Origin of the sequence: Bradyrhizobium sp. 186 (genome assembly GCF_023101685.1) — a bacterium.
In the GTDB taxonomy this organism is placed as follows: Bacteria; Pseudomonadota; Alphaproteobacteria; order Rhizobiales; family Xanthobacteraceae; genus Bradyrhizobium.
This window is the reverse complement of sequence record NZ_CP082164.1, coordinates 7,243,786-7,268,779: the sequence shown is the minus strand read 5'-3', so window position 1 is coordinate 7,268,779 and position 24,994 is coordinate 7,243,786. Positions and strand designations below refer to the sequence as shown.

General features: G+C 63.3%; 22 protein-coding genes and 1 pseudogene. 15 read left to right on the top strand and 8 right to left on the bottom strand.

The features are described from left to right. Positions 1 to 69: 69 nt before the first annotated feature. From IVB18_RS35105 to IVB18_RS35095, 3 genes and pseudogenes are all read right to left on the bottom strand, one after another. Positions 70 to 303, bottom strand: a complete 234-nt coding sequence (locus IVB18_RS35105; protein ID WP_247984878.1) for a hypothetical protein — start codon at positions 301 to 303, stop codon at positions 70 to 72. 188 nt (positions 304 to 491) lie between these two features. Beyond that, positions 492 to 812 (bottom strand): annotated as a pseudogene (locus IVB18_RS35100) (hypothetical protein); the annotation flags it as partial. A gap of 521 nt (positions 813 to 1,333) precedes the next feature. Next, complete coding sequence (locus tag IVB18_RS35095) at positions 1,334 to 1,597, bottom strand: hypothetical protein (protein WP_247984876.1); 264 nt, start codon at positions 1,595 to 1,597, stop codon at positions 1,334 to 1,336. A gap of 944 nt (positions 1,598 to 2,541) precedes the next feature. On the opposite strand from IVB18_RS35095, the gene IVB18_RS35090 reads away from it, so the two are divergent. The 3 genes from IVB18_RS35090 (at position 2,542) to IVB18_RS35080 (ending at position 4,375) form a co-directional block, all read left to right on the top strand. Beyond that, positions 2,542 to 2,937, top strand: a complete 396-nt coding sequence (locus IVB18_RS35090; protein WP_256476512.1) for a TIR domain-containing protein — start codon at positions 2,542 to 2,544, stop codon at positions 2,935 to 2,937. Continuing rightward, entirely contained in the window at positions 2,934 to 3,392 is a 459-nt protein-coding gene (locus tag IVB18_RS35085; RefSeq protein WP_247984874.1) for a DUF4231 domain-containing protein, read from the top strand. Before IVB18_RS35090 ends, IVB18_RS35085 begins: the two co-directional genes overlap by 4 nt. Positions 3,393 to 3,574: 182 nt before the next feature. Then, the gene (locus IVB18_RS35080) at positions 3,575 to 4,375 is read left to right on the top strand and encodes a hypothetical protein (protein ID WP_247984873.1); all 801 of its coding nucleotides are present in this window, start codon (positions 3,575 to 3,577) and stop codon (positions 4,373 to 4,375) included. 161 nt (positions 4,376 to 4,536) lie between these two features. On the opposite strand, the gene IVB18_RS35075 is transcribed toward IVB18_RS35080, so the two are convergent. The 4 genes from IVB18_RS35075 to IVB18_RS35060 form a co-directional block, all read right to left on the bottom strand. Next, positions 4,537 to 5,610 carry a malate/lactate/ureidoglycolate dehydrogenase gene (locus IVB18_RS35075; RefSeq protein WP_247984872.1) on the bottom strand — a complete coding sequence of 358 codons (1,074 nt, stop codon included), beginning with the start codon at positions 5,608 to 5,610 and terminating at the stop codon, positions 4,537 to 4,539. Positions 5,611 to 5,621: 11 nt separating this feature from the next. Continuing rightward, positions 5,622 to 6,533 (bottom strand): NAD(P)-dependent oxidoreductase, encoded by a 912-nt coding sequence (locus IVB18_RS35070; protein ID WP_247984871.1) that lies wholly within the window; start codon positions 6,531 to 6,533, stop codon positions 5,622 to 5,624. A gap of 12 nt (positions 6,534 to 6,545) precedes the next feature. After that, complete coding sequence (locus IVB18_RS35065; protein ID WP_247984870.1) at positions 6,546 to 7,796, bottom strand: Zn-dependent hydrolase; 1,251 nt, start codon at positions 7,794 to 7,796, stop codon at positions 6,546 to 6,548. A gap of 122 nt (positions 7,797 to 7,918) precedes the next feature. Further along, positions 7,919 to 8,836 carry a LysR family transcriptional regulator gene (locus IVB18_RS35060; RefSeq protein WP_247984869.1) on the bottom strand — a complete coding sequence of 306 codons (918 nt, stop codon included), beginning with the start codon at positions 8,834 to 8,836 and terminating at the stop codon, positions 7,919 to 7,921. A gap of 120 nt (positions 8,837 to 8,956) precedes the next feature. Here IVB18_RS35060 and IVB18_RS35055 point away from each other — a divergent pair, with 120 nt between their 5' ends. From IVB18_RS35055 to IVB18_RS35030, 6 genes are all read left to right on the top strand, one after another. After that, a complete protein-coding gene (locus IVB18_RS35055) occupies positions 8,957 to 9,772 on the top strand; it encodes a putative hydro-lyase (protein ID WP_247984868.1) in 816 nt (271 codons plus the stop codon). A gap of 89 nt (positions 9,773 to 9,861) precedes the next feature. Then, positions 9,862 to 11,106, top strand: coding sequence for an ABC transporter substrate-binding protein (locus IVB18_RS35050; protein WP_247984867.1), 1,245 nt, complete (start codon positions 9,862 to 9,864; stop codon positions 11,104 to 11,106). Positions 11,107 to 11,300: 194 nt separating this feature from the next. Then, positions 11,301 to 12,179: a branched-chain amino acid ABC transporter permease gene (locus IVB18_RS35045; RefSeq protein WP_247984866.1), complete on the top strand. Its 879-nt coding sequence runs from the start codon at positions 11,301 to 11,303 to the stop codon at positions 12,177 to 12,179. After that, the gene (locus IVB18_RS35040) at positions 12,179 to 13,162 is read left to right on the top strand and encodes a branched-chain amino acid ABC transporter permease (protein ID WP_247984865.1); all 984 of its coding nucleotides are present in this window, start codon (positions 12,179 to 12,181) and stop codon (positions 13,160 to 13,162) included. Before IVB18_RS35045 ends, IVB18_RS35040 begins: the two co-directional genes overlap by 1 nt. Continuing rightward, the gene (locus IVB18_RS35035; protein WP_247984864.1) at positions 13,159 to 13,890 is read left to right on the top strand and encodes an ABC transporter ATP-binding protein; all 732 of its coding nucleotides are present in this window, start codon (positions 13,159 to 13,161) and stop codon (positions 13,888 to 13,890) included. Before IVB18_RS35040 ends, IVB18_RS35035 begins: the two co-directional genes overlap by 4 nt. Beyond that, positions 13,874 to 14,578, top strand: coding sequence for an ABC transporter ATP-binding protein (locus IVB18_RS35030; protein ID WP_247984863.1), 705 nt, complete (start codon positions 13,874 to 13,876; stop codon positions 14,576 to 14,578). Before IVB18_RS35035 ends, IVB18_RS35030 begins: the two co-directional genes overlap by 17 nt. 212 nt (positions 14,579 to 14,790) lie before the next feature. Here the strand turns inward: IVB18_RS35030 and IVB18_RS35025 are convergent, their stop codons facing one another. Beyond that, positions 14,791 to 15,459 carry an aldolase gene (locus IVB18_RS35025; RefSeq protein WP_247984862.1) on the bottom strand — a complete coding sequence of 223 codons (669 nt, stop codon included), beginning with the start codon at positions 15,457 to 15,459 and terminating at the stop codon, positions 14,791 to 14,793. A gap of 107 nt (positions 15,460 to 15,566) precedes the next feature. On the opposite strand from IVB18_RS35025, the gene ltnD reads away from it, so the two are divergent. From ltnD to IVB18_RS34995, 6 genes are all read left to right on the top strand, one after another. Continuing rightward, entirely contained in the window at positions 15,567 to 16,484 is a 918-nt protein-coding gene (gene ltnD, locus IVB18_RS35020) for an L-threonate dehydrogenase (RefSeq protein WP_247984861.1), read from the top strand. 14 nt (positions 16,485 to 16,498) lie between these two features. Continuing rightward, positions 16,499 to 17,281 carry a 2-oxo-tetronate isomerase gene (gene otnI, locus IVB18_RS35015; protein ID WP_247984860.1) on the top strand — a complete coding sequence of 261 codons (783 nt, stop codon included), beginning with the start codon at positions 16,499 to 16,501 and terminating at the stop codon, positions 17,279 to 17,281. Next, positions 17,278 to 18,564 (top strand): 3-oxo-tetronate kinase, encoded by a 1,287-nt coding sequence (otnK, locus tag IVB18_RS35010; RefSeq protein WP_247984859.1) that lies wholly within the window; start codon positions 17,278 to 17,280, stop codon positions 18,562 to 18,564. Before otnI ends, otnK begins: the two co-directional genes overlap by 4 nt. A 171-nt stretch (positions 18,565 to 18,735) precedes the next feature. Then, the gene (locus tag IVB18_RS35005) at positions 18,736 to 20,427 is read left to right on the top strand and encodes a methyl-accepting chemotaxis protein (RefSeq protein ID WP_247984858.1); all 1,692 of its coding nucleotides are present in this window, start codon (positions 18,736 to 18,738) and stop codon (positions 20,425 to 20,427) included. Positions 20,428 to 20,622: 195 nt separating this feature from the next. Beyond that, positions 20,623 to 23,802 (top strand): efflux RND transporter permease subunit, encoded by a 3,180-nt coding sequence (locus IVB18_RS35000; RefSeq protein ID WP_247984857.1) that lies wholly within the window; start codon positions 20,623 to 20,625, stop codon positions 23,800 to 23,802. Next, entirely contained in the window at positions 23,789 to 24,988 is a 1,200-nt protein-coding gene (locus IVB18_RS34995) for an efflux RND transporter periplasmic adaptor subunit (protein WP_247984856.1), read from the top strand. The genes IVB18_RS35000 and IVB18_RS34995 overlap by 14 nt, the downstream gene beginning before the upstream one ends. Positions 24,989 to 24,994 lie beyond the last annotated feature (6 nt).

The following is a 24,994-nucleotide window of genomic DNA, read 5'->3' as shown; positions in this document are numbered from 1 at the left end:
GCGTCACCTCTAAGACCATTCCCGGTGCTGCATCGGTCGTCCCTTGGCACGTCACGATAGTGCCCTTGGCTATTTCCACGAGTTGTAGTCGATCTCGTCAATGCCGAACACAGTCGGATGGCCTGCGGCATGTCTCTTGGTTGTCACCGTTGCGGCAAATCGATCGCCGTCCACTTGATAGGAGCCGCCATAGCTGATGATGCTGTCGCGACCCCAGAGCATGCCGTCTGCGAAGTGAACGATGCCTGTACCTTCGCCAAGTGAGGTCTTGAACCATGCGGAGTATGTTCCGTCCTTGAACATCGGGTTTCCCTCGTCCGCTGTGGTTACCTACGGTAGAGAGCCGGTTTGCCTAAAGCTAGGTAAAGGACCGCTGCCGTGCGAATATGGGAGTTTCCGGAACTGAGCCTCTGTTCCGCACTGAGCAACTTAGCGTATCGATCGGCGGCGATGAAATATGTCATTCTTTGCGCCTCACGTCGAAGCGGCGCTTGTTCGCTCAGGATGAGCGTGCCCTCAAGGAGCACGCCGGGGACCTGTTCGGCTGTGCCGACATATCGAGCTATCTTGCCGGGGCACGTTCCCTCAAGCCGAAGCGTAAGGTCATCGGCACCAAAGACCGTCGCGTGTCCTTCGGTGTGCCTCTTGAGCGTTACGGTCGCGGTGAACCGATCTCCATCGACTTCACAAGAACCGCTATAGCTCATGATGCTATCACCGCCCCAGATTTTGCCGTCTGCGACATGGACAATGCCGGTGCCTTGGCCCAGCGGCGTCTTGAACCACGCCGCATAAGTTCCGCCTTTGAGCATGGGGGGGAACCTCTCCCTCGATGTTCATAAGACGCAGATCATCTGCACAACTCTAAGATTAGGTTAATCTTGGCTGCCCGTGCAAATGCGGTGCTGCCCTCAAGTGAGGTGGCCGTCAGGTGAGCACGGTTTCAAATGCAGGAACCGGCAGCGCCGGCGTTCATGCGACCTTCGACGTACCGTAGACGCACGGATCACATTGCAACGCCATTCGCGCTACAACGCAGTTCGCGCCGGGGCAGACCATTTCAGTACGGAAAGATACTTCATTTCGGTGGGCCGCAGAGCAATCTGCGGCCATTTTGCTTTCTGACCACATTCGCGGGATTCCGCCGTAAGACCAGCCCGTCGCTCGGCCCTTTGTCTTACTCGGCCGGGGCCGCCCGTCCATGCGTTTACGCGAGGGACTGGCCGTGCCCCGGTAACACACCAGCAGCCAAATGGCGCGTTTCAGCGTGTTTCAAAATACAAAACCCGGCCAGCGATGTGCTGACCGGGTTTCATGTTTGCTAGAAGACAGTCTACTGATAGCTGATCGCGCCACCTGTGATCACTACTCGCGCCGCCTCGCCGTGATGGTCAACCACCGTGATGTGGACGGGCGTTTTGAAGGCGTAATCCTCAAAGTGCTGTGCCAGAGTGTCCGGTCCGCGCCCATCGTTGATCCGCATCACCAGCGCGCTTCCATTCGGGCTGATGGCGCAAACAATGAAGGGCAACTTCATCCCGTTATCGACGCACTGTCTCAATACTGTGACGAAATGCTCCTGTAGTTCTTCTTCCATTGTGGTCTCCATCGGTTTTGAGGGAGACCTTGCGGCTCTAGGCCCTGACCATGCTCGCCATGAAGAGCCTAGCAAGGTCGACATCATTGCGTTGCGTTGTCGCCTTGCCTTGCCATGCCTGCGGCGCCAAAGCGCCTTGAAGCCGTCCGGGTCAGGTCGGCGGCCTCCGTGCTCCAATCGAGCGCCAACAATTGGCGAAGTTGGGGCAGACGGCTCGGTGGCGCAAAATTTAAGACCCGGCCAGCTTCGCGCTGACCGGGCTGTTCCAAATCACCTCTGGCGTAGTATCAACGCGAAAAGCAGATCGTCCAGTCGATGTTCGAAGTCGGATAGGGTTTCCACTGGCGGTTTCGCCATATGAGCCGCCCGCCCGCTCGGCCCTGGCCTTGCGTCCGGATGGATTTGGTCATCCACTCGTCGCATTCGGTGACTTGCCGATCCGTGATAGGCTTCTGACCAGGAGACCATGCGGGAGAGCGGCTATGCCGAAGGCTTACTTGATCGCCGAGCACATCATCACCGAGCCCGCCGTATTTTAGGAGTACCGGGTCAAGGTCGGGCCGACTTGTAGATGCTCTTTCGATACGCCCGAGCGTCGAAGTCACGATGGACGGGTCGATCGATTGCGCATTAGCGGAGGCGCTAAATGCGATGATTTCTGTTGGCGCCGGACCTTTCGGCTGACAGATGGGCATTAGAAGCCCGCAAGATGCCGACCCGGGCGAACATGTCGGACCACCGGCTGCGTGGTGGGCCAAATCAAGGCGGCTGCCCCACATCTTGCCCTCTCAGGGGCAACTTCCGTATCACACGGCACGAGCCGGCCCCTGTCGGGACAGGTCGTCCCCTGCGTTACTCACAACTCAGTTGTCCGAGCGAGAATTTGGCCGTTGCCCTCGCCCGGAGGTTGCGATTGACTAGTTAGTTCTTTTCTCTGGGGGGTTATGAAAAGGGTTTTTCTCAGTTTTAGGCACGAGGACAAAGCTCAGGTGAACGGGCTTCGCCTGCTGGCAGCAAACGACAGGTTCGATATTGAGTTCTACGACGAGTCTGTGCGAACGGCTATCGACAGCGAGGATTCAAGATATATCAAGTCAAAGATTAGAGAGAGGATTGCGCGCACGTCGGTGACCGTGTGCATGGTCAGCGATCTCACTCATACCAGTAGATGGGTTGATTGGGAACTTGAGGAGAGTTTCGGAAAGGGCAACAAGCTCATCTTCATGGGATTAGCCGGCGGACCGAGTACGTTGACGCTGCCCGCGCTCGCACGGCAATTGAGCTTGCCGTGGTATCTCTGGGACCACAATCGTCTCGCCAATTTGATCAACGCAAAATGACAGCAACTCCCGATGACCAACCGAACTCTGGCTACCAGCGTCTGGAACAGCAAATTCGGTGGTACGATGGAAAGTCGGTAAACGCGCAGCGCTGGTTTAAGAACATCAAACTGTGCGAGTTTGTGCTTAGCGGGCTTGTCCCGATTACCGCCCTTCTAGCAGATGCCAGGATCACCGCGTTGATAGGTGCTGGTGCAGTTGTTCTAGAGGGCCTGCAGCAACTCAACCAATGGCAACACAACTGGATCACGTATCGCTCGACATGCGAAGCGTTACGCCATGAAAAATACTCTTATCTAGCAAGATCGGGATCGTATGACGGGATGGACGACGCACGAGCGATGAAGGCGCTGGTCGAAAGGGTCGAGGCACTCGTCTCTACCGAACACGCAAAATGGATTACCCGGCAGGAGTATGACCCTGCAAAAGTGAAACCGAACGAGAGCGCGGCTTAAAGCGCCGCCTGATGACCATGCCGAATTGTATTGTCTGCAACACACCGAACGCATCCCGCCAAGCTGGTGAGGGAGACTTTGCGCGCTTTGACTGTCCAAGGTGTGGTGTGTTTATACTGTCTGGCAGCGCGGAGACCACTCTGGAGACACGGCTAGGCGAAGTCTCGCTGCGCCGATCACTGATGAGCTACACGCTCCGCAGGATGCAACTTCCGGAGAACAAGCATCTTCGCGTTATCCGTAGCGAAGAACTACCGAGTTTCTGGAGCGAGGCGCGACTCCCGACGCCTATCGAACAAGCAGATAATTTCATCGTTTGGGTTGGGGACAATCAAGAAACTCCATCGGCTTGGGCCGAAGCCACTGCTTCCATCGTGGCCGCGACGATCGGAATCGCTTTGTCGTCCGGCGGCGACTCACAAGGTTGGGGCTGGCTACACTCGCAACTGGAGCCGAAAGGGCTCTACCGCCTCATCGATGGAGCAGGCGGAAAGGTGCGCTTGCAGCTTACGATGGAAGGTTGGGAGAGATATGAGCACTTAAAGGAGCAGCGGGTCGAGAGCCGCACAGCCTTTATGGCTTTGAAGTTCAACGACGCATCGCTCGATCAAGCCGTTCAGGAATGCTTCAAACCGGCGGTCGCTCGAACAGGGTTTGAGCTTCGAACTCTTACAGATCAGCAGGCGGCAGGATTGATAGACGACAAAATTCGAGCGGCTCTCTTATCCGCCAGATTTGTCGTTGCGGACCTAACCCATGGCAGCCACGGAGCATATTGGGAGGCGGGCTTTGCCGAGGGACGCGGAATCCCGGTCATTTACACCTGCGAAATCGGTGCGTGGGAACAATCGAGGACGCATTTCGATACGAACCATATGCTGACAATCCTTTGGGACCCAAGTGATCTCAAGAAAGCTGAAGATGCTATGGCTGCGACAATTCGAGCTACTCTACGCGGAGAGGCTAATCAAATCGACCAGTGAAAATGGTACGACCGGGCCAAGCGATAGGGCGCGGGGAGGCCATTCCTGACACTCGGCGGATACCGACCCGCCGAGCCTTTGATCTCTCAACACTTTTTACGTCGGAAGGTCTCCCACAAGGGGAGAAGGGAAGCGCAACGTCGCAGCGGCCCTATCTCCGATCACCCCACGATCTTCTCGATCGCCGCCTGATCCAACCCAAACCTCTTCCCGGCCTCCAAAATCTCCTGCCAGGTGGTCGGATCGACCGGAATACCCTCAGCCAAGCGCTTCTTCTTCGTCTCGCGCTCCGGCTCGCCGGCGATCTTCACCTTGTCGACGCCGGGCGCCGGAGGCGAGCCGGTGTGCCAGGCGACGAAGCTCTCGACTTCGCGCGCCAGGTTTTCGCCCGTGCCCAGTTTAGCGGGGTCGATGATGATCGAGAGCATGCCGTTGAGAACCCGGCGCTTGCCGTCGGCCGGGCCTTTGGCGACCTCCCCGCCGGAGAGCGCGCCGCCCAGCAGTTCGCACACCAGCGCCAGTCCAGAACCCTTGTGCTCGCCGAACGGCAGGATAGCGCCGTGCGGGGCGATCACGGTGTAGCGTGGATTGTTGGTGGGCCGTCCCTCGTTGTCGATGATGGTGCCGGGTTCCAGCTCGACGCCCTTGTTGTACGCCACGCGCGTCTTGCCCTGCGCGATCTTGCTGGTGGCGAAGTCAAGCACGATCGGCTCCTTGCCGGCGCGCGGGATGCCGACGCAGAACGGGTTGGTGCCGTGGCGCGCATCGCTGCCGCCCCAGGGCGCGACGATCGGCCGCGAGATCACGTTGACGAAGTGGATCGACACCAGCCCGTGGTCGATGCACTGCTCCGCCCAGTGGCCGATGCGGCCGATGTGGTGCGAGTTGGAGAGGCCGACGACGCAGACGCCGTTGCGCTTGGCACGCTCGGCACCCAGCTCCATCGCCTCGTGGCCCATCACTTGGCCGTAGCCGGTGAGGCCGTCGAGCGTGAGCAGGGGGCCCGTGTCCATCACGATCTTGACGTGCTGGTTCACGGCGAGGCCGCCCTCGACAACCGCTTCGGCATAGCGCGGGATCATGCCGACGCCGTGCGAGTCGTGGCCCTTCAGGTTCGCCTCGACGAGATTGGTGGAAACGAGATCGGCTTCACGGTCCGTGGATCCGCCCGCCTTGGCGATCGCGCGAATGACGTTGGTGAGCGGCTGTGCCTTGATGTTGCGATACTCGGCCATTGTTGCTGTTCTTATCCTTTTACAATCCGCCGGCAGTGCTCCCACGCCGCTTCAATCAGATTTTCGCTCGCCTCCGGCGTGCGGAAAGCAGAATGCGCCGACAGCGTCACGTTCGGCAGCTTCGTCAGCGGGTGATCGCCGGGCAGCGGCTCGATGTTGAAGACGTCGAGGCCGGCATGGCGGATGTGGCCTGATTTCAGCGCGTCGATCATCGCCTGCTCATCGACGACCGCGGCGCGCGCGGTGTTGATGAGGATGACGCCGGGCTTCATCTTCGCAATCTGTTCGCGCGTGATCATGCCGCGGGTTTCGTCGTTGAGCAGCAGATGCAGCGACACCACGTCGCTTGTCGCCAGTACCGTGTTGAGGTCGGTGAATTCCACGCCGGGATAGCTCTTCGGCGAGCGATTCCAGGCAATCACCTTCATGCCGCTGCCGGACGCAATGCGCGCGACCTCCGCGGCGATGCCGCCGAAGCCTATGAGGCCGAGCGTCTTGCCGGTGAGCTGCATGCCGTCCTCGCGCAGCCAATTGCCGGCGCGCATCTCGCGGTCCATCATCGCAACGACGCGCGCGGAGGCCCACATCAGCGCGATTGCGGATTCCGCCACGGCCGTGTCGCCATAGCCCTTGATCAGATGCACGGAGATGCCGAGCTCGGCCAGCTCCTCCGGATTCATGTAGCTGCGTGCGCCGGTGCCGAGGAACACGACGTGCTTCAGGCCCTGGCACTTTTTCGCAATTTCGGTCGGCAGCGCGGTGTGATCGACGATCGCGATCTCGGCGCCGTCGAGGATTTCAGGGTATTGTTCTGGCTTGATATCGGGATCGCGGTGGATCCGCACCTTGGGATCGCCCGGCTTCCCCAGCCGCTCCATGATCACGGCGAGAGCTTCATTGGCGTCGGCGAAAACTCCCCGCATGGCTCTCTCCGGTCAGGACGCGACGCCGGCGATCGCCAGCACCGTATGCATCAGCACGTTGGCGCCCGCGGCGCAGTCGGGCTGTGTGGCGTCTTCCAGCTCGTTGTGGCTGATGCCGTCCTTGCAGGGCACGAACACCATCGCCGCCGGCATGATGGTGTTGAGGTTGCAGGCGTCGTGGCCGGCGCCGGAGGTGATGCGGCGAGAGGAATAGCCGAGCGTCTTCGCCGCGTTCTCGACGGCTGCAATGAGTTTGGCATCAAAGTGCGTCGGCGGCTTGCGCCAGACCAGGTCGATCTTCACCTCGACCTTGCGGCGCGCGGCGATCTCGGCAATCGCGGCGCGCAAATCGCGATCGAGCGCATCCATGATCGCGCCATCGGCGCTGCGGCAATCCATGGTGAAGGCGATCTCGCCGGGAATGACGTTGCGCGAGGGGTTTGCGATGACGGCTTCGCCGATGGTGCCGACCGCCTTCGGCCCGTGCTTCTTCGCGATGGTCTCCATCGCCAGCACGATCTCCGACAGTGTCGCCAGCGCATCGCGCCGCAGCGGCATCGGCGTCGAGCCCGCATGGCTCTCGAAGCCGGAAATCTTGCCGTCGTACCACAACACGCCCTGGCCGGAATCGACCACGCCGATGGTCTTACCCTCGGCTTCGAGGATCGGACCTTGCTCGATGTGCAGCTCGACGAAGCAGCCGAGCTTCTGGAAGCCGACCGGCTTGTCGCCGCGATACCCGATGCCGTCGAGCGCCTGGCCGACGGTCGTGCCCTCGGCGTCCTTGCGCGACAGGATATCGTCGGTGGTGAAATCGCCGACATAGGCGGCGGAGGCCATCATCGCCGGCGCGAAGCGCGAGCCTTCCTCGTTGGTCCAGTTGACGACGCAGATCGGCGCCTCGGTCTCGATGCCGGCATCGTTCAGCGTGCGGATCACTTCGAGCGCGCCAAGTGTTCCCAGGATGCCGTCATACTTGCCCCCGGTCGGCTGCGTATCGAGATGCGAGCCGATGCCGACAGGCGGCTTCGACATGTCCCGTCCCTTGCGCAGGCCGAACTGAGAGCCGAGCGCATCGACATGCACATCGAGGCCGGCGTCCTCGCATGCCCTACGGAACCAGTCGCGCACCTGCTTGTCTTCGGAACTCAGCGTCAGCCGTCGCACGCCGCCTTTTTGTGTCGCGCCGAATTGCGCGGTGTCATGGATGGAGCCCCAGAGGCGGGCGGAATCGATTTGCAGGTTGGTGGCGGCTCGGCTCATGCGGTCAGTCTCTCAGTTGTCATTCCGGGGTGCCCGAAGGGCGAACCCGGAATCTCGAGATTCCGGGTCTGATGCATTACGCACCATCCCGGAATGACGGTGAAAATTGTCCGGCGTCTTTTTCAATGACGCGCCAGCGCGGGCTCGTCAACCGCGAGGCTGCTCTGCGCAATCTGCCGTGCAAGCTCGGCGACGCGCTCCACCGCCACGACATCCGGCGAGGCGAGCCAGCTCGCCGTGAATGTCAGCGGCGCGATTTCGAGATCGGTGTCGAGCAGTTGCAGCCGCCCGTCCGCGAGCTCGTTCTCGACGATGGCATCGGGGATTACGGCAACGCCGAGCCCTTCGACCGCCATGTGGATGACGGTGGCGAGCGATGCGGAGGCGTGCAGCCGGATCGGCGGCAGCTCCGGCCGGTCGAACACCTCGCGCACGACTTCGTAGGGCCTGGTCTTGCGCGGGAAGGTGATGATCGGAAACCGCGCGAGCTCCGCCCGCGTCACCGGGCCGTTGCCGAGCCCGAGCGACGGGCTTGCGAGAAAGCCGATCGGATAATCGGCGAGCACGCGGTTGTGCACGCCGGAGGCGGACAGTGGGCCCACCACGAAGGCAAGCTCGATCTCCTGCGCGAGCAGGCGCGCGGTGAGGTTCGGTGTGATGTCGACCTCGATCTCCAGCGACAGGTTCGGATAGATTTCGTTCATGCTCTTGACCAGCCGCGGCAGCCAGGTGTGCACGATGGTCTCGGCGACGCCGAGGCGCATCACGCCGCGCATCGCGGAGCGATCGCCGATCTCGGCTATCATTGCGGCGCGCAGGCCGATCAGCTTTTCCGCATAGACCATCATCTGCCGCCCGCTCGGCGTCGGCGAGGCCGCCCGATGGTCGCGGTTGAGGAGCTTCACCCCCATCTCGCGCTCCAGCTGGGCGATGCGCTGGGAGATCGCGGGCTGGGTCGTGTTGAGCCGTGCCGCGGCGCCGCGGAAGCTGCCGAGCTTCACAACCCAGAGGAACGTCTCGATCGACCTGAAGTCCAGCATTGGAAGAAATATCCCCTTCGATAAAAGATATTTATCGATATTGATTAGAAAGGAAGATTAGACTTTATAGCACGCTTGGTGTTGGCTTGTCTTTGTCGAGTTTATAGGCAGGTCGATCACATGACTGTTTTGGTGGCAGCGCAGCAAACTGAAACGCCCGACGTCCTCCCGAGCCGCCGGGCGCGGCTCGCCTATCGCGGCGGCCAGGTCGGCTCTACCGCGGGTGTCGCCCCCGGCTTCGTGCAGGGCAACCTGGCGATCCTGCCGGCGGAATATGCCAGCGCCTTTCATCGCTTCTGCCAGCTCAATCCGAAACCGTGCCCGATCATCGGCATGTCCGATGTCGGCAGTCCGCACATTCCCTCGCTCGGCGCCGATCTCGACATCCGCACCGACGTGCCGCGCTACCGTGTTTGGCGCGACGGCGAAGTGGTCGACGAGCCGACCGACGTGACCGGCTATTGGCGCGACGATCTCGTGACCTTCGTGCTCGGGTGCTCGTTCTCGTTCGAAGAGGCTCTGCTCGACGAGGGCATGCCGATCCGCCACATCGAGCAGAACGTGCGTGTGCCGATGTACCGCACCAACATCGCGTGCGGCGAGTCCGGTCCATTCGCCGGCCCGATGGTGGTGTCGATGCGCCCTTTCAAGGCGGCGGATGCGATCCGCGCTGTGCAGATCACCTCGCGCTATCCCGCCGTGCATGGCGCGCCCGTGCATCTCGGCCATCCGCATCTGATCGGTATCAAGGACATCGCCAAGCCCGACTACGGTGATCCCGTGCCTGTCGCCGACGACGAGATCCCGGTGTTCTGGGCCTGCGGCGTCACGCCGCAATCGGTGATCAATGCCGCCAAGCTGCCGTTCGCGATCACGCATTCGCCGGGCTTGATGCTGGTGACGGATCTCAAGAACAGGAACATGGCCGTGATTTAGTGGGCAGCATTTGCTGCTTCTTCGGGCTTTACCGCACCCATCAATCACTTCATTCGATCAATCGAAATTCAGTAACAGGGGACTTTGCCATGACGATCACTCGCCGCGATGTGTTGTTGGGTGCCACCGCCACCGCCGCGCTGGTGCCGCTGGCGGCACGCGCGCAGACTTCGGAAGTCGTGATCGGCGTCATCTATCCGTTCTCGGGCGGCAGCGCCCAGCAGGGCATCGACGCGCAGAAGGCCTATGAGACCGCGCTCGAGGTGATCAACAAGGACACCGATTTCGACCTGCCGCTGGCAAAGGGCGAGGGCCTGCCGGGCCTCGGCGGCGCAAAAGTTCGCCTGGTGTTCGCCGACCACCAAGCCGATCCGCAGAAGGGCCGCGCCGAAGCCGAGCGCCTGATCACGCAGGAGAAGGTCTCCGCCATCATCGGCACCTATCAGAGCGCGGTTGCCGTCACCGTCAGCCAGATCTGCGAACGCTACCAGATCCCGTTCGTGTCCGCCGACAACTCCTCGCCGAGCCTGCATCGCCGCGGCCTCAAATATTACTTCCGTGCCTCCCCGCATGACGAAATGTACTCGGCCGCGATGTTCGACTTCTTCGACGCCTTGAAGAAGAAGGGCACCAAGATCGACACACTGTCGCTGTTCCACGAGGACACCATCTTCGGCACCGACTCCGGCAATGCCCAGGCCAAGATCGCCGGCGAGCGCGGTTACAAGATCGTCTCCGACATCAAGTACCGCGCCAACTCGCCGTCGCTGTCGGCCGAGGTGCAGCAGCTCAAGTCCGCGAACGCCGACGTGCTGATGCCCTCAAGCTACACCACCGACGGCATCCTCCTGGTCAAGACCATGGCCGAGCTCGGCTACAAGCCGAACGCGATCGTGGCGCAGGACGCCGGTTTCTCCGAGAAGGCGCTCTATGATGCCGTCGGCGACAAGCTCGAAGGCGTGATCTCGCGCGGGACCTTCTCGCTCGATCTCGCGCAGAAGCGCCCGATGGTCGGCAAGATCAACGAGATGTTCAAGGCGAGATCGGGCAAGGACTTCAATGACCTCACCTCGCGCCAGTTCATGGGCCTGATCATCCTGGCCGACGCGATCAACCGCGCCAAGTCGGCCGACGGCGAGAAGATCCGTGACGCGCTGGCCGCAACCGACATCCCGGGCGAGCAGACCATCATGCCGTGGAAGCGCGTCAAGTTCGACGAGACGGGTCAGAACAACGACGCCGACCCGGTGCTGCTGCAATATGTCGGCGGCAAGTTCGTTACCATCTTCCCGCCGCAGGCCGCGATCGCCGAAGCGATCTGGCCGATGAAGTAAGCCGCGCGCAGGGCAGATGAGGGACCAAGCACTGTGACAGCCGAGAGGACCGAACTGCTTCACCGCGTCGTCATTGCGAGCGCAGCGAAGCAATCCAGGAATGTATCCGCGGAGACAGTCTGGATTGCTTCGTCGCAAGGGCTCCTCGCAATGACGGAGCTCTACTGCGGCACTCCTGGAGTGGAGGCTGACCAATGACAGCCCAAGCCATTATCCAAAGTCTCGCAAGCGGCCTCCTGATGGGGCTGCTCTACGGACTGATCGCCGTCGGCCTCGCGCTGATCTTCGGCCTGATGGACGTCGTGAACTTCGCCCATGGCGAGTTCCTGATGATCGCGATGTACGTGAGCTTCTTCCTGTTTGCCTTCTTCGCCATCGACCCCCTGCTGTCGGCGCCGCTGGTGGCCGCGGCGCTGTTCGTGTTCGGCGCCGTCGTCTACCTGTTGATTGTACGCTTCGCCATGCGGGCAAAGACCAACGCGGGCATGGTGCAGATCTTCTCGACCTTCGGCCTTGCCATCGTGATGCGCGGTCTCGCGCAGTTCTTCTTCACGCCGGACTACCGCAGCGTTCCTCATTCGTGGCTGGGCGGTAAGACGATTTCTGTTGCCGGCATCTTCTTGCCCGAGCCGCAACTTGCCGGCGCACTGGTCTCGATCCTGGCTTTTGCCGGCCTCTACTTCTTCATTCACCGTACTGATTTCGGTCGCGCGCTGGAAGCGACCCGTGAAGATCCGGGCGCCGTGGCGCTGGTCGGCATCGACAAGAACCGTGTGTTTGCGCTGGGCTGGGGCCTTGGGGCCGCGCTGGTCGGTCTCGCCGGCGCGATCATGGCGAGCTTCTTCTACATCTATCCCGACGTCGGCGCGTCCTTTGCGCTGATCGCCTATGTCACGGTGGCGCTCGGCGGCTTCGGCAGCGTGTTCGGCGCCTTCGCCGGCGGCATCATCGTCGGCCTCGTCGAAGCCACCACCGCGCTGGTGCTGCCGCCCTCGCTTAAGTCGGTCGGCATCTACGCCGTCTATCTGCTCGTCGTTTTCATCCGGCCGCGCGGCCTGTTCGGGTCGATGTGATGGACAAGAATTTTGCCGCGCGGCGCCGCCGCGACCTCATCATCGCCGCGGTGCTGGCCGCGCTCGCTGCGCTTGCGCCGCTGGTGATCAAAGACGTCTACGTCCAGAACATCCTGATCCTGACCTTGATGTACGCGGCGCTGTCGCAGAGCTGGAACATCCTGTCCGGCTATTGCGGGCAGATATCGCTCGGCCACGCGCTCTATTTCGGCATCGGCGCCTACACCACCGAGCTCCTGTTCACGAAATTCGGCGTGCTGCCCTGGTTCGGCATGCTCGGCGGCGGCGTGATCGCAGCGCTCATCGCGATGGTGCTCGGCTATCCCTTCTTCCGCCTGCGCGGCCACTACTTCGTGATCGCGACCATCGTCATCGCCGAGATCGGGTTGCTCCTGTTCCAGAATTGGGAATGGGCGGGGGCTGCGATGGGAATCACCATTCCGGTGCGCGGCGACAGCTGGCTGAAATTCCAGTTCCTGCGCAGCAAGCTGCCATACTTCTATTTCGCGCTAGTGCTGTGTTGTGTGGCCTGGTTCGTCACCTGGTGGCTCGAAGACTCCAAATGGGGTTTCTGGTGGCGCGCGGTGAAGGACAATCCGGAAGCTGCCGAGAGCCTTGGCGTCGTCGTGTTCAACTCCAAGATGGGCGCGGCTGCGGTCTCTGCTTTCCTCGTTGCCATCGGCGGCGCCTTCTATGCGCAGTTTCTCGCCTATATCGATCCTGAAAGCGTCATGGGCTTCCAGTTCTCGCTGCTGATGGCGCTGCCGGCCGTGCTCGGTGGCATCGGCACGCTCTGGGGCCCGGTGTTAGGGGCGGCCATCCTGATCCCGATGACGGAGCTGACGCGCTCCTATATCGGCGGCTCCGGACGTGGCGTCGACCTCATCGTCTACGGCACGCTGATCGTGCTGATCTCGCTGGCCTTGCCGCAAGGATTGGTGAGCCTGTTCTCGCGGGCGAAGTCGAAAGGAGCCACGCGATGACCGCGCTCCTCGAAACCCGCGGCGTCTGGCAGCGCTTTGGCGGCCTCGTTGCCAACAGCGATGTCTCGATCTCGGTCGGCCGGGGTGAGATTGTCGGCCTGATCGGTCCGAACGGCGCCGGCAAGTCGACGCTGTTCAATCTCATCGCCGGCGTGCTGCCGCCGACCCAGGGCTCGATCTGGTTCGACGGCGAGGATGTCACGAAGATGCCGGCGGCCGAGCGCTGCCAGCGCGGCGTCGGGCGCACCTTCCAGGTGGTCAAGAGTTTCGAGACCATGACGGTCATCGACAACGTCATCGTCGGCGCGCTGGTGCGCAACACCGTGATGCGCGAAGCCCGCCGCAAGGCGCGTGAGGTGCTGGAGTTCACCGGCCTGGCCGCCCGCGCCGACGTGCTCGCGAGTGATCTCGTGCCGGCCGAGAAGCGCCGTCTCGAAGTTGCGCGTGCGCTTGCGACCGAACCAAAGCTGCTGCTGCTCGACGAAGTCCTCACCGGGCTGACGCCGACCGAGGCGCAGACCGGCGTCGCGCTGGTGCGCAAGGTCCGCGATGCCGGCATCACGGTGCTGATGGTCGAGCATGTCATGGAGATCGTGATGCCGCTGGTCGATCGCGCCATCGTGCTCGACCTCGGCAAGGTGCTGGTCGAGGGCAAGCCCGCCGATATCGTCCGCGATCCCAAGGTGATCAGCGCATATCTGGGAGATCGTCATGCTGTCAGTGCATGAAGTCACGACCGCCTATCAGGGCCTGGTCGCGGTCTCCGCGGTCAGCATTGAAGTCGCCAAGGGCGAGATCGTCTGCGTCGCCGGCGCCAACGGCGCAGGCAAGTCGACTCTTCTCAAATCCATTGCCGGCGCCGAGCGCCCGCGCTCGGGCACGGTGACGTTCGACGGCAAGCGCCTTGACGGCATGGCGCAGCACCACATCACGGCCACCGGCATCGCCTATGTGCCAGAGAACCGCCGCCTGTTCCCACGCCTGTCCGTGCGCGACAATCTGCGTCTCGGCAGCTATCTGTATCGCAGCGAAGCGAATCGCGAAGAGCCGCTCGATCTCGTCTTCACGCTGTTCCCGCGCCTGTCCGAGCGCCTCGACCAGCGCGCGGAGACGCTCTCAGGCGGCGAGCAGCAGATGCTCGCGATCAGCCGCGCCCTGATGACGCGCCCACGGCTGTTGATGCTCGACGAGCCCTCGCAAGGCATCATGCCAAAACTGGTCGACGAGATCTTTCAGGCGGTGAAGCGCATCCGCGATGCCGGCATGACCGTGCTGATCGTCGAGCAGCGCATGGCCGAGTGCCTCGAAATCGCTGACCGCGCCTACATCCTGCAAACCGGCCGCGTGCTGATGCAGGGCGCCGCGAGCGAGATCATGGGTAATCCGGACGTGCGCAAGGCGTATCTGGGGCTGTAGGCGCTGCCATTTTTCGCTGCGCTCGCGATGACGAGACTGAGGACTCGCTCGCCACACTTCCGATGTCATCGCCCGCGAAGGCGGGCGATCCAGTACGCCGCGGCGGTTGTGAGGAACGTCTGAAGCCTCTGGAATACTGGATTCCCCGCTTTCGCGGGGAATGACAGCGGTGGATGAGGCCACGCTGTTGCGCGCCCACGACTCCGGTGAAGCTAGTGCCCATGCTCCGGCAGCGCTACCCCAAACACCTTCACCAGATCCTTCACCTGCTCCGGCGACAGATAGCGCGGGTTCATTCCGCGCAGCAGCAGGTACAGCTTCGCCGTCTCCTCCAGCTCCTCCGTCGCGAACACCGCAGCCTCCAGCGTGTCGCCGGCGACCACCGGGCCGTGATTGGCGAGCAGCACGGATGAATATTTCCCCGCCAGCCCCTTGATCGCGTCGGCCACCGCGGGATCGCCGGGGCGGTAATAGGGCACGAGCGCGGTGGCGCCGCATTTCATCAGATAATAGGCCGTTATCGGCGGCAGCGCCGCGCGCGGGTCGATCTCGGGCAGCATCGAGAGCGCGACCGAATGGGTGGAATGCAGATGTACGATCGCGCGTGCGCTCCCGCGTGTGTCGTAGAGCGCGGTGTGCAGCGGAACCTCCTTGGTCGGCGCATCGCCCGAGACCAAGCGGCCCTGCTCATCCAGCCGCGACAGCCGCGCCGGATCGAGGAAGCCGAGCGAGGCGTTGGTCGGCGTCACCAGCCAGCCGCCGTCGGCAAGCTTGACGCTGATATTGCCGGAGGAGCCCGGCGTCAGCCCGCGCTCGAACAGGGACCGTCCGAAGCGGCAGATCTCCTCGCGAAGCCGTGTCTCGCTGCTCATGGCCGTCATGCCCGCTTGTCTCACGCTTTGGCAGCGCGGCCAAGCCGTGTTATTCGATGCCATTGAGCCGCCGCAAAAGGGCGGCCGTCCGGGAAACGTTCGCAAGGGTCAGTTGCATGTCCGCCTCCACGTCACAAAATCAGCGCGTCGCCGTCATTGGGCTCGGGTCGATGGGTTTTGGCATGGCGACCTCGCTGAAACGCGCCGGCTTTGCCGTCACCGGCTGCGACGTCTCGGCCGATGCGGTGGCGCGTTTCGTGAAAGACGGCGGTGCCGGCGCCAAGACGCCGGCCGAGGCCGCCAAGGATGCCGATGTCGTGGTCAGCGTCGTCGTCAATGCCGCGCAGACCGAAGCGGTCCTGTTCGGCAAGGATGGTGCCGCCGAGACCATGCCGAAGGATAGCGTCTTCATATCCTCTGCCACCATGGATCCCGACGTGGCGCGCCGCCTCGCCAAGCAGTTGGAGACGACCGGCCGGCACTACCTCGATGCGCCGATCTCCGGCGGCGCACAGCGCGCCGCGCAGGGAGAGCTGACGATCCTCGCCTCTGGCAGCCCCGCCGCGTTCGCAAAGGCGCGTCCGGCGCTCGATGCGATGGCGGCAAAACTCTACGAGCTCGGCGATGCCGCAGGGCAGGGCGCTGCGTTCAAGATGATCAACCAGTTGCTTGCCGGCGTGCATATCGCCGCCGCCTCGGAGGCGATTGCGTTCGCGGCCAAGCAGGGCCTCGACATCCGCAAGGTCTATGAGGTGATCACGGCCTCCGCCGGCAATTCCTGGATGTTCGAGAACCGCATGCCGCACGTGCTCGACGGCGACTACACGCCGCGCAGTGCGGTCGAGATCTTCGTCAAAGACCTCGGCATCATCCAGGACATGGCGCGGAGTGCCAGATTCCCGGTGCCGGTCTCGGCTGCGGCCCTCCAGATGTTCTTGATGACATCAGCCGCGGGCATGGGCAGCGACGACGATGCGTCGGTGGCGCGGATGTATGCGCAGGTCACCGGCGTCAAGCTCCCCGGCGACAAGTAGATAAGAGGATTCCAATGCCCCGTTTCGCCGCAAACCTCTCGATGATGTTTACCGAGGTGCCGTTCCTCGACCGCTTCGATGCCGCCGCGCAAGCCGGCTTCACCGCCGTCGAATTTCTCTTTCCCTACGAGCATCCCGCCGAAGCGGTCGAGGAACGGCTCAAGCGCAACGGGCTGACGCAAGCCTTGTTTAACCTGCCGCCCGGCGACTGGAATGCCGGCGAGAAGGGCTTTGCGGCGCTTCCCCAGCGCTTTGCCGATCTCAAGCAGAGCCTGGAGACGGCGCTGCCTTACGCCAAGGCGACCGGCGTCAAGCGCCTGCACCTGATGGCCGGCATCGCCAACCGCGGCGAACGCGTTGCGATCGAGGCCTTCTACAAATCGGTGACGTGGGCTGCGGAATTCTTCGCGCCGCACGGCATCGACATCGTGCTCGAGCCGATCAATTCACGCAACGTGCCCGGCTACTTCCTCAACGATTTCGGCTTCGCACGCGACCTGATTCACGAGTTGAGGCTTCCGAACCTGAAGCTCCAGTTCGACATCTATCACTGCCAGATCATCCATGGCGACGTGACCATGCGGCTGCGCGAGATGATGCCCATCATCGGCCACATCCAGATCGCCAGCATCCCCTCGCGCAACGAGCCCGATGGCGAGGAGCTGAACTATCCGTTCCTGTTCGCCGAGCTCGACCGGCTCGGCTATGCCGGCTTCGTCGGCTGCGAATACAATCCACGGGGCAAGACCACCGACGGGCTAGCCTGGTTCAAGCCTTATGCGGGAGTGAAACCGTGACCCTCGCAGCGAAATTGTCTCTTGGCTGCATCGCCGACGACTATACCGGCGCCTCCGATCTCGCCAACACGCTGACGCGCGCGGGCCTGCGGACGGTGCAGACCATCGGCGTGCCGGCGGACGATCTGGCGCTGCCCGAGGTCGACGCCGTCGTGGTGTCGCTGAAGAGCCGCTCGATCGAGGCCGGTCTTGCCGTATCGCGCTCGCGCGCGGCGGAGAAATGGCTGCGCGGCCGCGGTGCGGGCCACGTGCTATTCAAGATCTGCTCCACCTTCGATTCCACCGATGCCGGCAATATCGGTCCGGTGATGGATGCACTGCGCGCCGATTGCGGCGAGGCCGTCGTGCTGGTGACGCCGGCCTTCCCGGAGACCGGCCGTACCGTCTACCAGGGCAATTTGTTCGTCGGCGCCGTGCCGCTGAACGAGAGCCCGCTGAAGGATCATCCGCTCAACCCGATGCGTGATTCCAACCTGGTGCGCGTGCTGGCCCGGCAGAGCAAGACGCAAATCGGCCTCGTCGACCTCGCGACCGTCACGCGCGGGGCGGATGCCGTGCGGGCGCGCCTTGCGGAATTGTCGGGCAAGGGCACCGGCGGCGCCATCATCGACGCCGTGTTCGATCGCGACCTCGAGACCATCGGGCTCGTCGCCGCAGAACATCGGCTGTCTGTCGGAGCCTCCGGCATAGGTCTTGGGCTGGCGCGGGCGCTGGTGTCGACAGGCAAGGTCAGGTCGACCGTGGCAAGCGGGTCGGGCGCCGCAGTCGGCGGACGGGCGGCCTGCCTTGCCGGAAGCTGCTCGCAGGCGACGCTTCAACAGATCGCCAGGGCGGAAGCCGTGATGCCGGTGCTTCATCTCGATCCGGACCGTATTATTGCGGGGGCGGGCGAGGCGCAGCGCGCGCTGGACTGGGCCAAGCCGCGACTGGCCGACGGTCCGGTCCTGATCGCGTCGAGTTCGACGCCGGATCAGGTCGCAGCGTTGCAGGCGCGCCACGGCCGCGACGCGGCCGGCCACGCCATCGAACAGGCGATGGCCGATATCGCCGAGGACTTGGTGAAGGTGGGCGTAAAGCGCCTGATCGTTGCGGGTGGCGAGACATCGGGTGCCGTGGTCGACCGGTTGAGGATTCCCGGATTTCTCGTGGGAGTGGAAATTGCCGCGGGCGTCCCGGTGCTGCGCGCGGTGGGCCCGGAGGCAGGCGATATGTTGCTCGCCTTGAAGTCCGGAAATTTCGGCGGCGTGGAGTTTTTTTCGGACGCGCTTGGGCTCATGCGCTGAGCGCAGGGCATTCTTAGCGCCATGTTCATTTGTTTCGGGCTTCCGTACTCGTACGGAGTCGTAGTTAACATCTGCTCAGGTGCTCTGTTGTCTGATGTCGGCGCTGCTCCTTTTGTTTGATTCGTAGAACTTCCGGACGCGCGCCCGCGCCAGCACAAAGAGACACCTATTATGTTCGCCACCATCTCCATTCGCACCAAGATCATTAGTGTCGTGGCGTTCCTGCTGGTCGCGATGACCGGCATGGGTCTGATCGCCGTTTGGAAGATGCGGGCGATGAATGCCAATACCGCGGACATCACCACGAGCTGGATGCCGAGTGTGCGGGTGCTGGGCGATCTGCGCGCCGGCGTCATCACTTATCGCAACGTGATCCGCGAGCACATGCTGGCCGAGACCCTCGAGGAGAAGCTTGCGGCCGAAAAAACCCTGGCCGGGGTCGTCGAATCCAATACCAAATTTCGCCAGTCCTACGAGGCCATGATCACCTCGCCCGAAGAACGGGCGCTCTACAATGAGTGGTCCAAGTCCTGGGACGACTACAAGAAGGGCACCCAGGACGTGATGGCTCTATCGCGCAAGGAGGCCGGCAAGATCCCGCACGAGGCGCATGAGCTGAACTCGAAGACGGTCAACAAGATCGGGCTTCAGGCAGACGAGATCCTGCGCAAGGACATCGAACTCAACACCAAGGGCGGTGACCAGGCCGCGCAGGACGCCGCCGACAGCTATTTCTATGCGTTCATGCTGGTTTCGGTCATTCTCGGAGCGGCCGTCGTGGTCGGCATCGGCGTCGGCTTCTACCTCGTCCACGACGTCTCCAGCGGCATCAACTCGATCGTCGAGCCGATGCAGGCGCTGGGCAAGGGTGATCTCAGCGCGGAAGTCCCGCATCGCGGCGAGAAGACCGAGATCGGCGCCATGGCCGACGTGCTCCAGGTGTTCAAGGAGGCGCTGATCGCCAAGAAGGCGGCCGATGAAGCCGCTGCTGCTGACGCCGATGCCAAGATCGAGCGCGGCCGCCGCGTCGACAACGTCACCCGCGAATTCGAAACGATGATCGGCGAGATCGTGCAGACCGTGTCGTCGGCCTCGTCCCAGCTCGAAGCCTCCGCTTCGACGCTGACCTCGACCGCCGACCGCTCGCAGCGGATGGCGACCACGGTTGCCGCGGCCTCGGAAGAAGCCTCCACCAACGTGCAGTCGGTGGCCTCGGCCACCGAGGAGATGGCTTCCTCGGTCGGCGAGATCAGCCGCCAGGTGCAGGAATCGGCGCGGATGGCGGGCGACGCCGTCGGCCAGGCACGCGCCACCACCGAGCGCGTCAGCGAGCTCTCCAAGGCGGCTTCCCGCATCGGCGACGTCGTCGAGCTGATCAACACCATCGCCGGCCAGACCAACCTGCTGGCGCTGAACGCGACCATCGAGGCGGCGCGCGCCGGTGAAGCCGGCCGCGGCTTCGCGGTGGTGGCTTCCGAGGTGAAGGCGCTCGCCGAGCAGACCGCAAAGGCGACCGGCGAGATCGGCCAGCAGATTTCCGGCATCCAGGCGGCGACCAACGACTCGGTCGGCGCCATCAAGGAGATCTCCTCGACCATCGAGCGCCTGTCGGAAATCTCCTCGGCCATTGCGGCTGCCGTGGAAGAGCAGGGCGCTGCGACCCAGGAGATCGCCCGCAACGTGCAACAGGCGGCGCAGGGCACCCAGCAGGTGTCCTCCAACATCACCGACGTGCAGCGCGGCGCGACCGAGACCGGAACGGCCTCCTCGCAGGTGCTGTCGGCGGCGCAGATGCTGTCGAATGACTCGACCCGGCTGAAGACCGAAGTCAGCAAGTTCCTGACCAACGTCCGAGCGGCCTGAGCCGGCAAAACAGGCATCGCATAACGTAGGGGCGCCGTCGCATAGCTGCGATGTCGATTTCGCAGTGCGGTAGCAGGGATGTGAATGCGGAAGCGCCGCCGGATGTTAGCGTTTCCGGCGGTGCTCGGGTAAAGGGAAAGGGGATCGCCGTAGGGCGGATTCCGTTTCCTCGCTTGACCTGGAATTACCTGGCGCATGATTGCTCTGGTCCGTATTGCCCTGAGCCGACCCTATACTTTCGTAGTGCTCGCGCTTCTGCTTCTGATCATCGGACCGCTCGCCGCGCTACGGACCCCGACCGACATCTTCCCGGACATCCGCATTCCCGTGATTGGGGTGGTCTGGCAATACACCGGCCTGCCGCCGGATCAGATGTCCGGCCGCGTCACGACGCCGTTCCAGCGCGCGCTGACGACCACCGTCAACGATATCGAGCACATCACCGCCAATTCCTACAACGGCTTTGGCATCATCAAGATATTCTTCCAGCCCAACGTCGATATCCGCACCGCCAACGCGCAGGTCACCGCGATCTCGCAGACCCTGCTGAAGCAGATGCCGCCGGGTGCGACGCCGCCCCTGATCCTGAATTACTCTGCCTCGACCGTGCCGATCATTCAGGTGGCGCTGTCGGGCGATGGCCTGACCGAGCAGAACCTTGCCGACATCGGCATCAACCAGCTCCGCACGCCGCTGGTCACCGTGCCCGGCGCGGCGATCCCGTATCCGTTCGGCGGCAAGCAGCGCCAGGTCCAGATCGACCTCGACCCGACCGCGCTCCAGGCCCGCGGCCTGTCCGGCCAGGACGTCGCCAATGCGCTCGCCGCCCAGAACCTGATCACGCCGGTCGGCACCCAGAAGATCGGCACCTTCGAGTACAACATCCAGCTCAACAACTCGCCGCTGAAGATCGACGAGCTCGGTAATCTGCCGATCAAGACCGTCAACGGCGCGATGGTCTATGTGCGCGACGTCGCGACTGTGCGCGACGGCAATCCGCCGCAGACCAACATCGTCCATGTCGACGGCAACCGCTCTGTGCTGATGATGGTGCTGAAGGCGGGCGCAACCTCGACGCTCGACATCATCGCGGGCATCAAGCAAAAGGTGGTCGACGTCAAGGATCAGCTGCCGGATGCACTGAAGATCGGATTCATCGGCGACCAGTCGGTGTTCGTCCGCGGCGCCATCGAAGGCGTCGCTTTCGAGGGCGTGATCGCAGCGCTGCTCACCAGCGTCATGATCCTGCTGTTTCTCGGCAGCTGGCGCTCGACCGTCATCATCGCGGTCTCGATCCCGCTGTCGGTGCTCGGCGCCATCATCATGCTCTCGGCTGTCGGCGAGACGCTCAACATCATGACGCTCGGCGGGCTCGCGCTCGCGGTCGGCATCCTCGTCGACGACGCCACCGTGACCATCGAGAACATCAACTATCATCTCGAGCAAGGCAAGCCGGTCGAGCAGTCGATCCTGGACGGCGCCAATCAGATCGTGACGCCGGCCTTCGTCTCGCTGCTCTGCATCTGCATCGTGTTCGTGCCGATGTTCTTCCTTACCGGCGTCGCGCGCTTCCTGTTCGTGCCGATGGCCGAGGCGGTGATGTTCGCGATGATGTGGTCGTTCCTGCTGTCGCGCACGCTGGTGCCGACCATGGCCAATTATCTGTTGCAGCCACATGTGCATCACGAAGGCGCGCCGCCAAAGTCGCGCAATCCTCTGGTGTGGTTCCAGCGCGGCTTCGAGGCTCGCTTCGAGCGCATTCGCGGCGGCTACCACAACTTGCTCGGGCTCGCGCTGGCGCACCGCGCGGTGTTCGTGATCGGCTTCCTCTGCATGGTCGGCGCGTCCTTCGCGCTGGTGCCGTTCCTTGGGCGTAACTTCTTCCCGGCGGTCGATGCCGGCAACATTCTGATGCACGTCCGCACCCAGGTCGGCACGCGCGTGGAAGAGACCGCCAACCAGCTTGCCGACGTGCAGAAGGCGATCCGCAAGCTGATCCCGGGCGAGATCGAGACACTCACCGACAACATCGGCATGCCGATCTCCGGCATCAACATGACCTACAACAACACCGGCGTGATCGGCCCGCAGGACGGCGATATCCAGATCAAGCTCAGGGAAGGCCACAAGCCGACCGAGGAGCATGTGCGCGTGCTGCGTGAGCAGCTGCCGCGGCTGTTCCCGGGCGTCAGCTTCGCCTTCCTGCCGGCCGACATCGTCAGCCAGATCCTGAACTTCGGCGCGCCGGCGCCGATCGACCTCCAGATCCGGGGCGCCGATCTCAGCGCCAACTTTGCCTACGCCAACACGCTTCTCGCCAAGGTCCGGCGGATTCCCGGCGTCGCCGACGCGCGCATCCAGCAGTCGCCGAACAACCCGACCTTCAACATCGATGTCGACCGCACCCGCGCGCAATATGTCGGCCTGACCGAGCGCGACGTCACCAACAGCCTCGTGGTCAATCTCGCCGGCTCCTCGCAGGTCGCGCCGACCTATTATCTCAACCCGGACAATGGCGTGTCCTACTCCATCGTGATGCAGACGCCGCAATACCAGATCGACTCGCTCAGCGCGCTCCAGACGCTGCCGATCACGGCCGCCGGCAATTCGCAGTCGCCGATCCTCGGTGGTATCGCCGATATCAAGCGGTCGACGTCGAGCGCGGTGGTGTCGCAATACGACATCCAATCGATGGTGCAGATCTTCGCGACGACGTCGGGCCGCGATCTCGGTGCGGTCGCGACCGACATCCGTCAGGTGATCGCCGACACCGCCAAGGAGGTGCCGAAGGGCTCCTCCGTGGTGCTGCTCGGCCAGGTGCAGACCATGAACAGCGCCTTCACCGGCCTGCTGTTCGGCTTGCTCGGCGCCGTCGTGCTGATCTACTTCCTGATCGTCGTCAATTTCCAGTCCTGGTCCGATCCGTTCGTGATCATCACCGCGCTGCCGGCCGCGCTTGCCGGTATCGTCTGGATGCTGTTCGCGACCGAGACGACGTTGTCGGTGCCGGCGCTGACCGGTGCCATCATGTGCATGGGCGTTGCCACCGCCAACAGCGTGCTCGTCATCAGCTTCGCCCGCGAGCGTTACGAGGAGCTCGGTGATCCCATCGCCGCGGCGCTCGAGGCCGGCTTCGTCCGGTTCCGCCCGGTGCTGATGACGGCGCTCGCCATGATCATCGGCATGGCGCCGATGGCCTTGGGCCTCGGCGAAGGCGGCGAGCAGAATGCCCCGCTCGGCCGCGCCGTGATCGGCGGCCTGATCTTTGCAACGTTCGCCACGCTGATGTTTGTTCCCGTGGTGTTCAGCATGGTCCACAAGAAACAAGGCGCCAAAGCCGCCGCCCCGTTGGAGACTCCGCATGTCGCCCACTGAACCACGCTCACCGGTGTCGCGCCGGAAACTGGGCATTTTCGGCGTGGTGACGCTGATTGCGGCAGGCCTCGTGGTCGGCACCGGCATCCGGGCCCGCGAGGAGCAGGGCTCCAAGCTGAAGGAATGGACCGACGACCAGGCCGTTCCCAGTGTTGCCGTGACGCTGCCGAACGCAAAATCCCTCAACACGTCCCTCGACCTGCCGGGCCGGCTCGAAGCCTATTATCGTGCGCCCATCTTCGCGCGCGTCTCGGGCTACCTGAAGAGTTGGAGGGCCGACATCGGCGCCCGGGTCAAGGCCGGTCAGGTGATCGCCGAGATCGAGGCCCCCGACCTCGACCAGCAACTTTTGCAGGCCCGCGCCGACCTCGCCAGCCAGCAGGCCAGCGCAAGGCTGTCGGAAGCGACCTTGAACCGGCGCAAGACGCTGGTCGCCTCCAACTTCGTCTCCGCGCAGGAGATCGACGAGCGCACCGCCGATCTCTCCAACAAGAACGCCGCCGTCCATTCGGGCCAGGCCAATGTCGAGCGGTTGGAAGCGCTGGCTGGCTACAAGAAGATCACCGTTCCCTTTGATGGCGTGGTCACGGCGCGCGATACCGATGTCGGCGCACTGATCAACGCAGGCGGCGGCTCGGGCCCGGCGATGTTCGTGGTTTCCGACATCACCAAGCTGCGCGTCTACGTCAACGTGCCCCAGAACTACGTGCCGGCGATCAAGATCGGCGCCAAAGCCTCTATCGTGATGCCGGAATATCCGAACCGGACCTTCCAGGCGACAGTGGAAGCCTCCTCGCAGGCCGTCGACGTCGCCTCGGGCACCACGCGCATGCAGCTTGGGCTGGACAATTCCAGCGGCGAACTGATGCCCGGCGGCTATGCCAGCGTGAAGCTGAGCCTCCAGCGCGATTCTGCGCCGCTCAGTATCCCCGCCAGCGCCCTGATCTTCAACGGCAGCGGCCTGCGCGTCGCCACCGTCGGCGCGGACGGCAAGGTCCTGTTCAAGCCCGTGACGATCGCCCGCGACCTCGGCCGCGAGATCGAACTCGCCTCGGGCATCGCCGCCGACGACCGCATCATCACCGCTCCGCCGGACGGCCTCTCCGACGGCGACCAGGTGCGCGTGGCCGGCGGCGCCAAGGGCAAGCCAGCGACGGCGTCGGAGAAGCAAGCGCCGAAGAGCTGAGAGGCC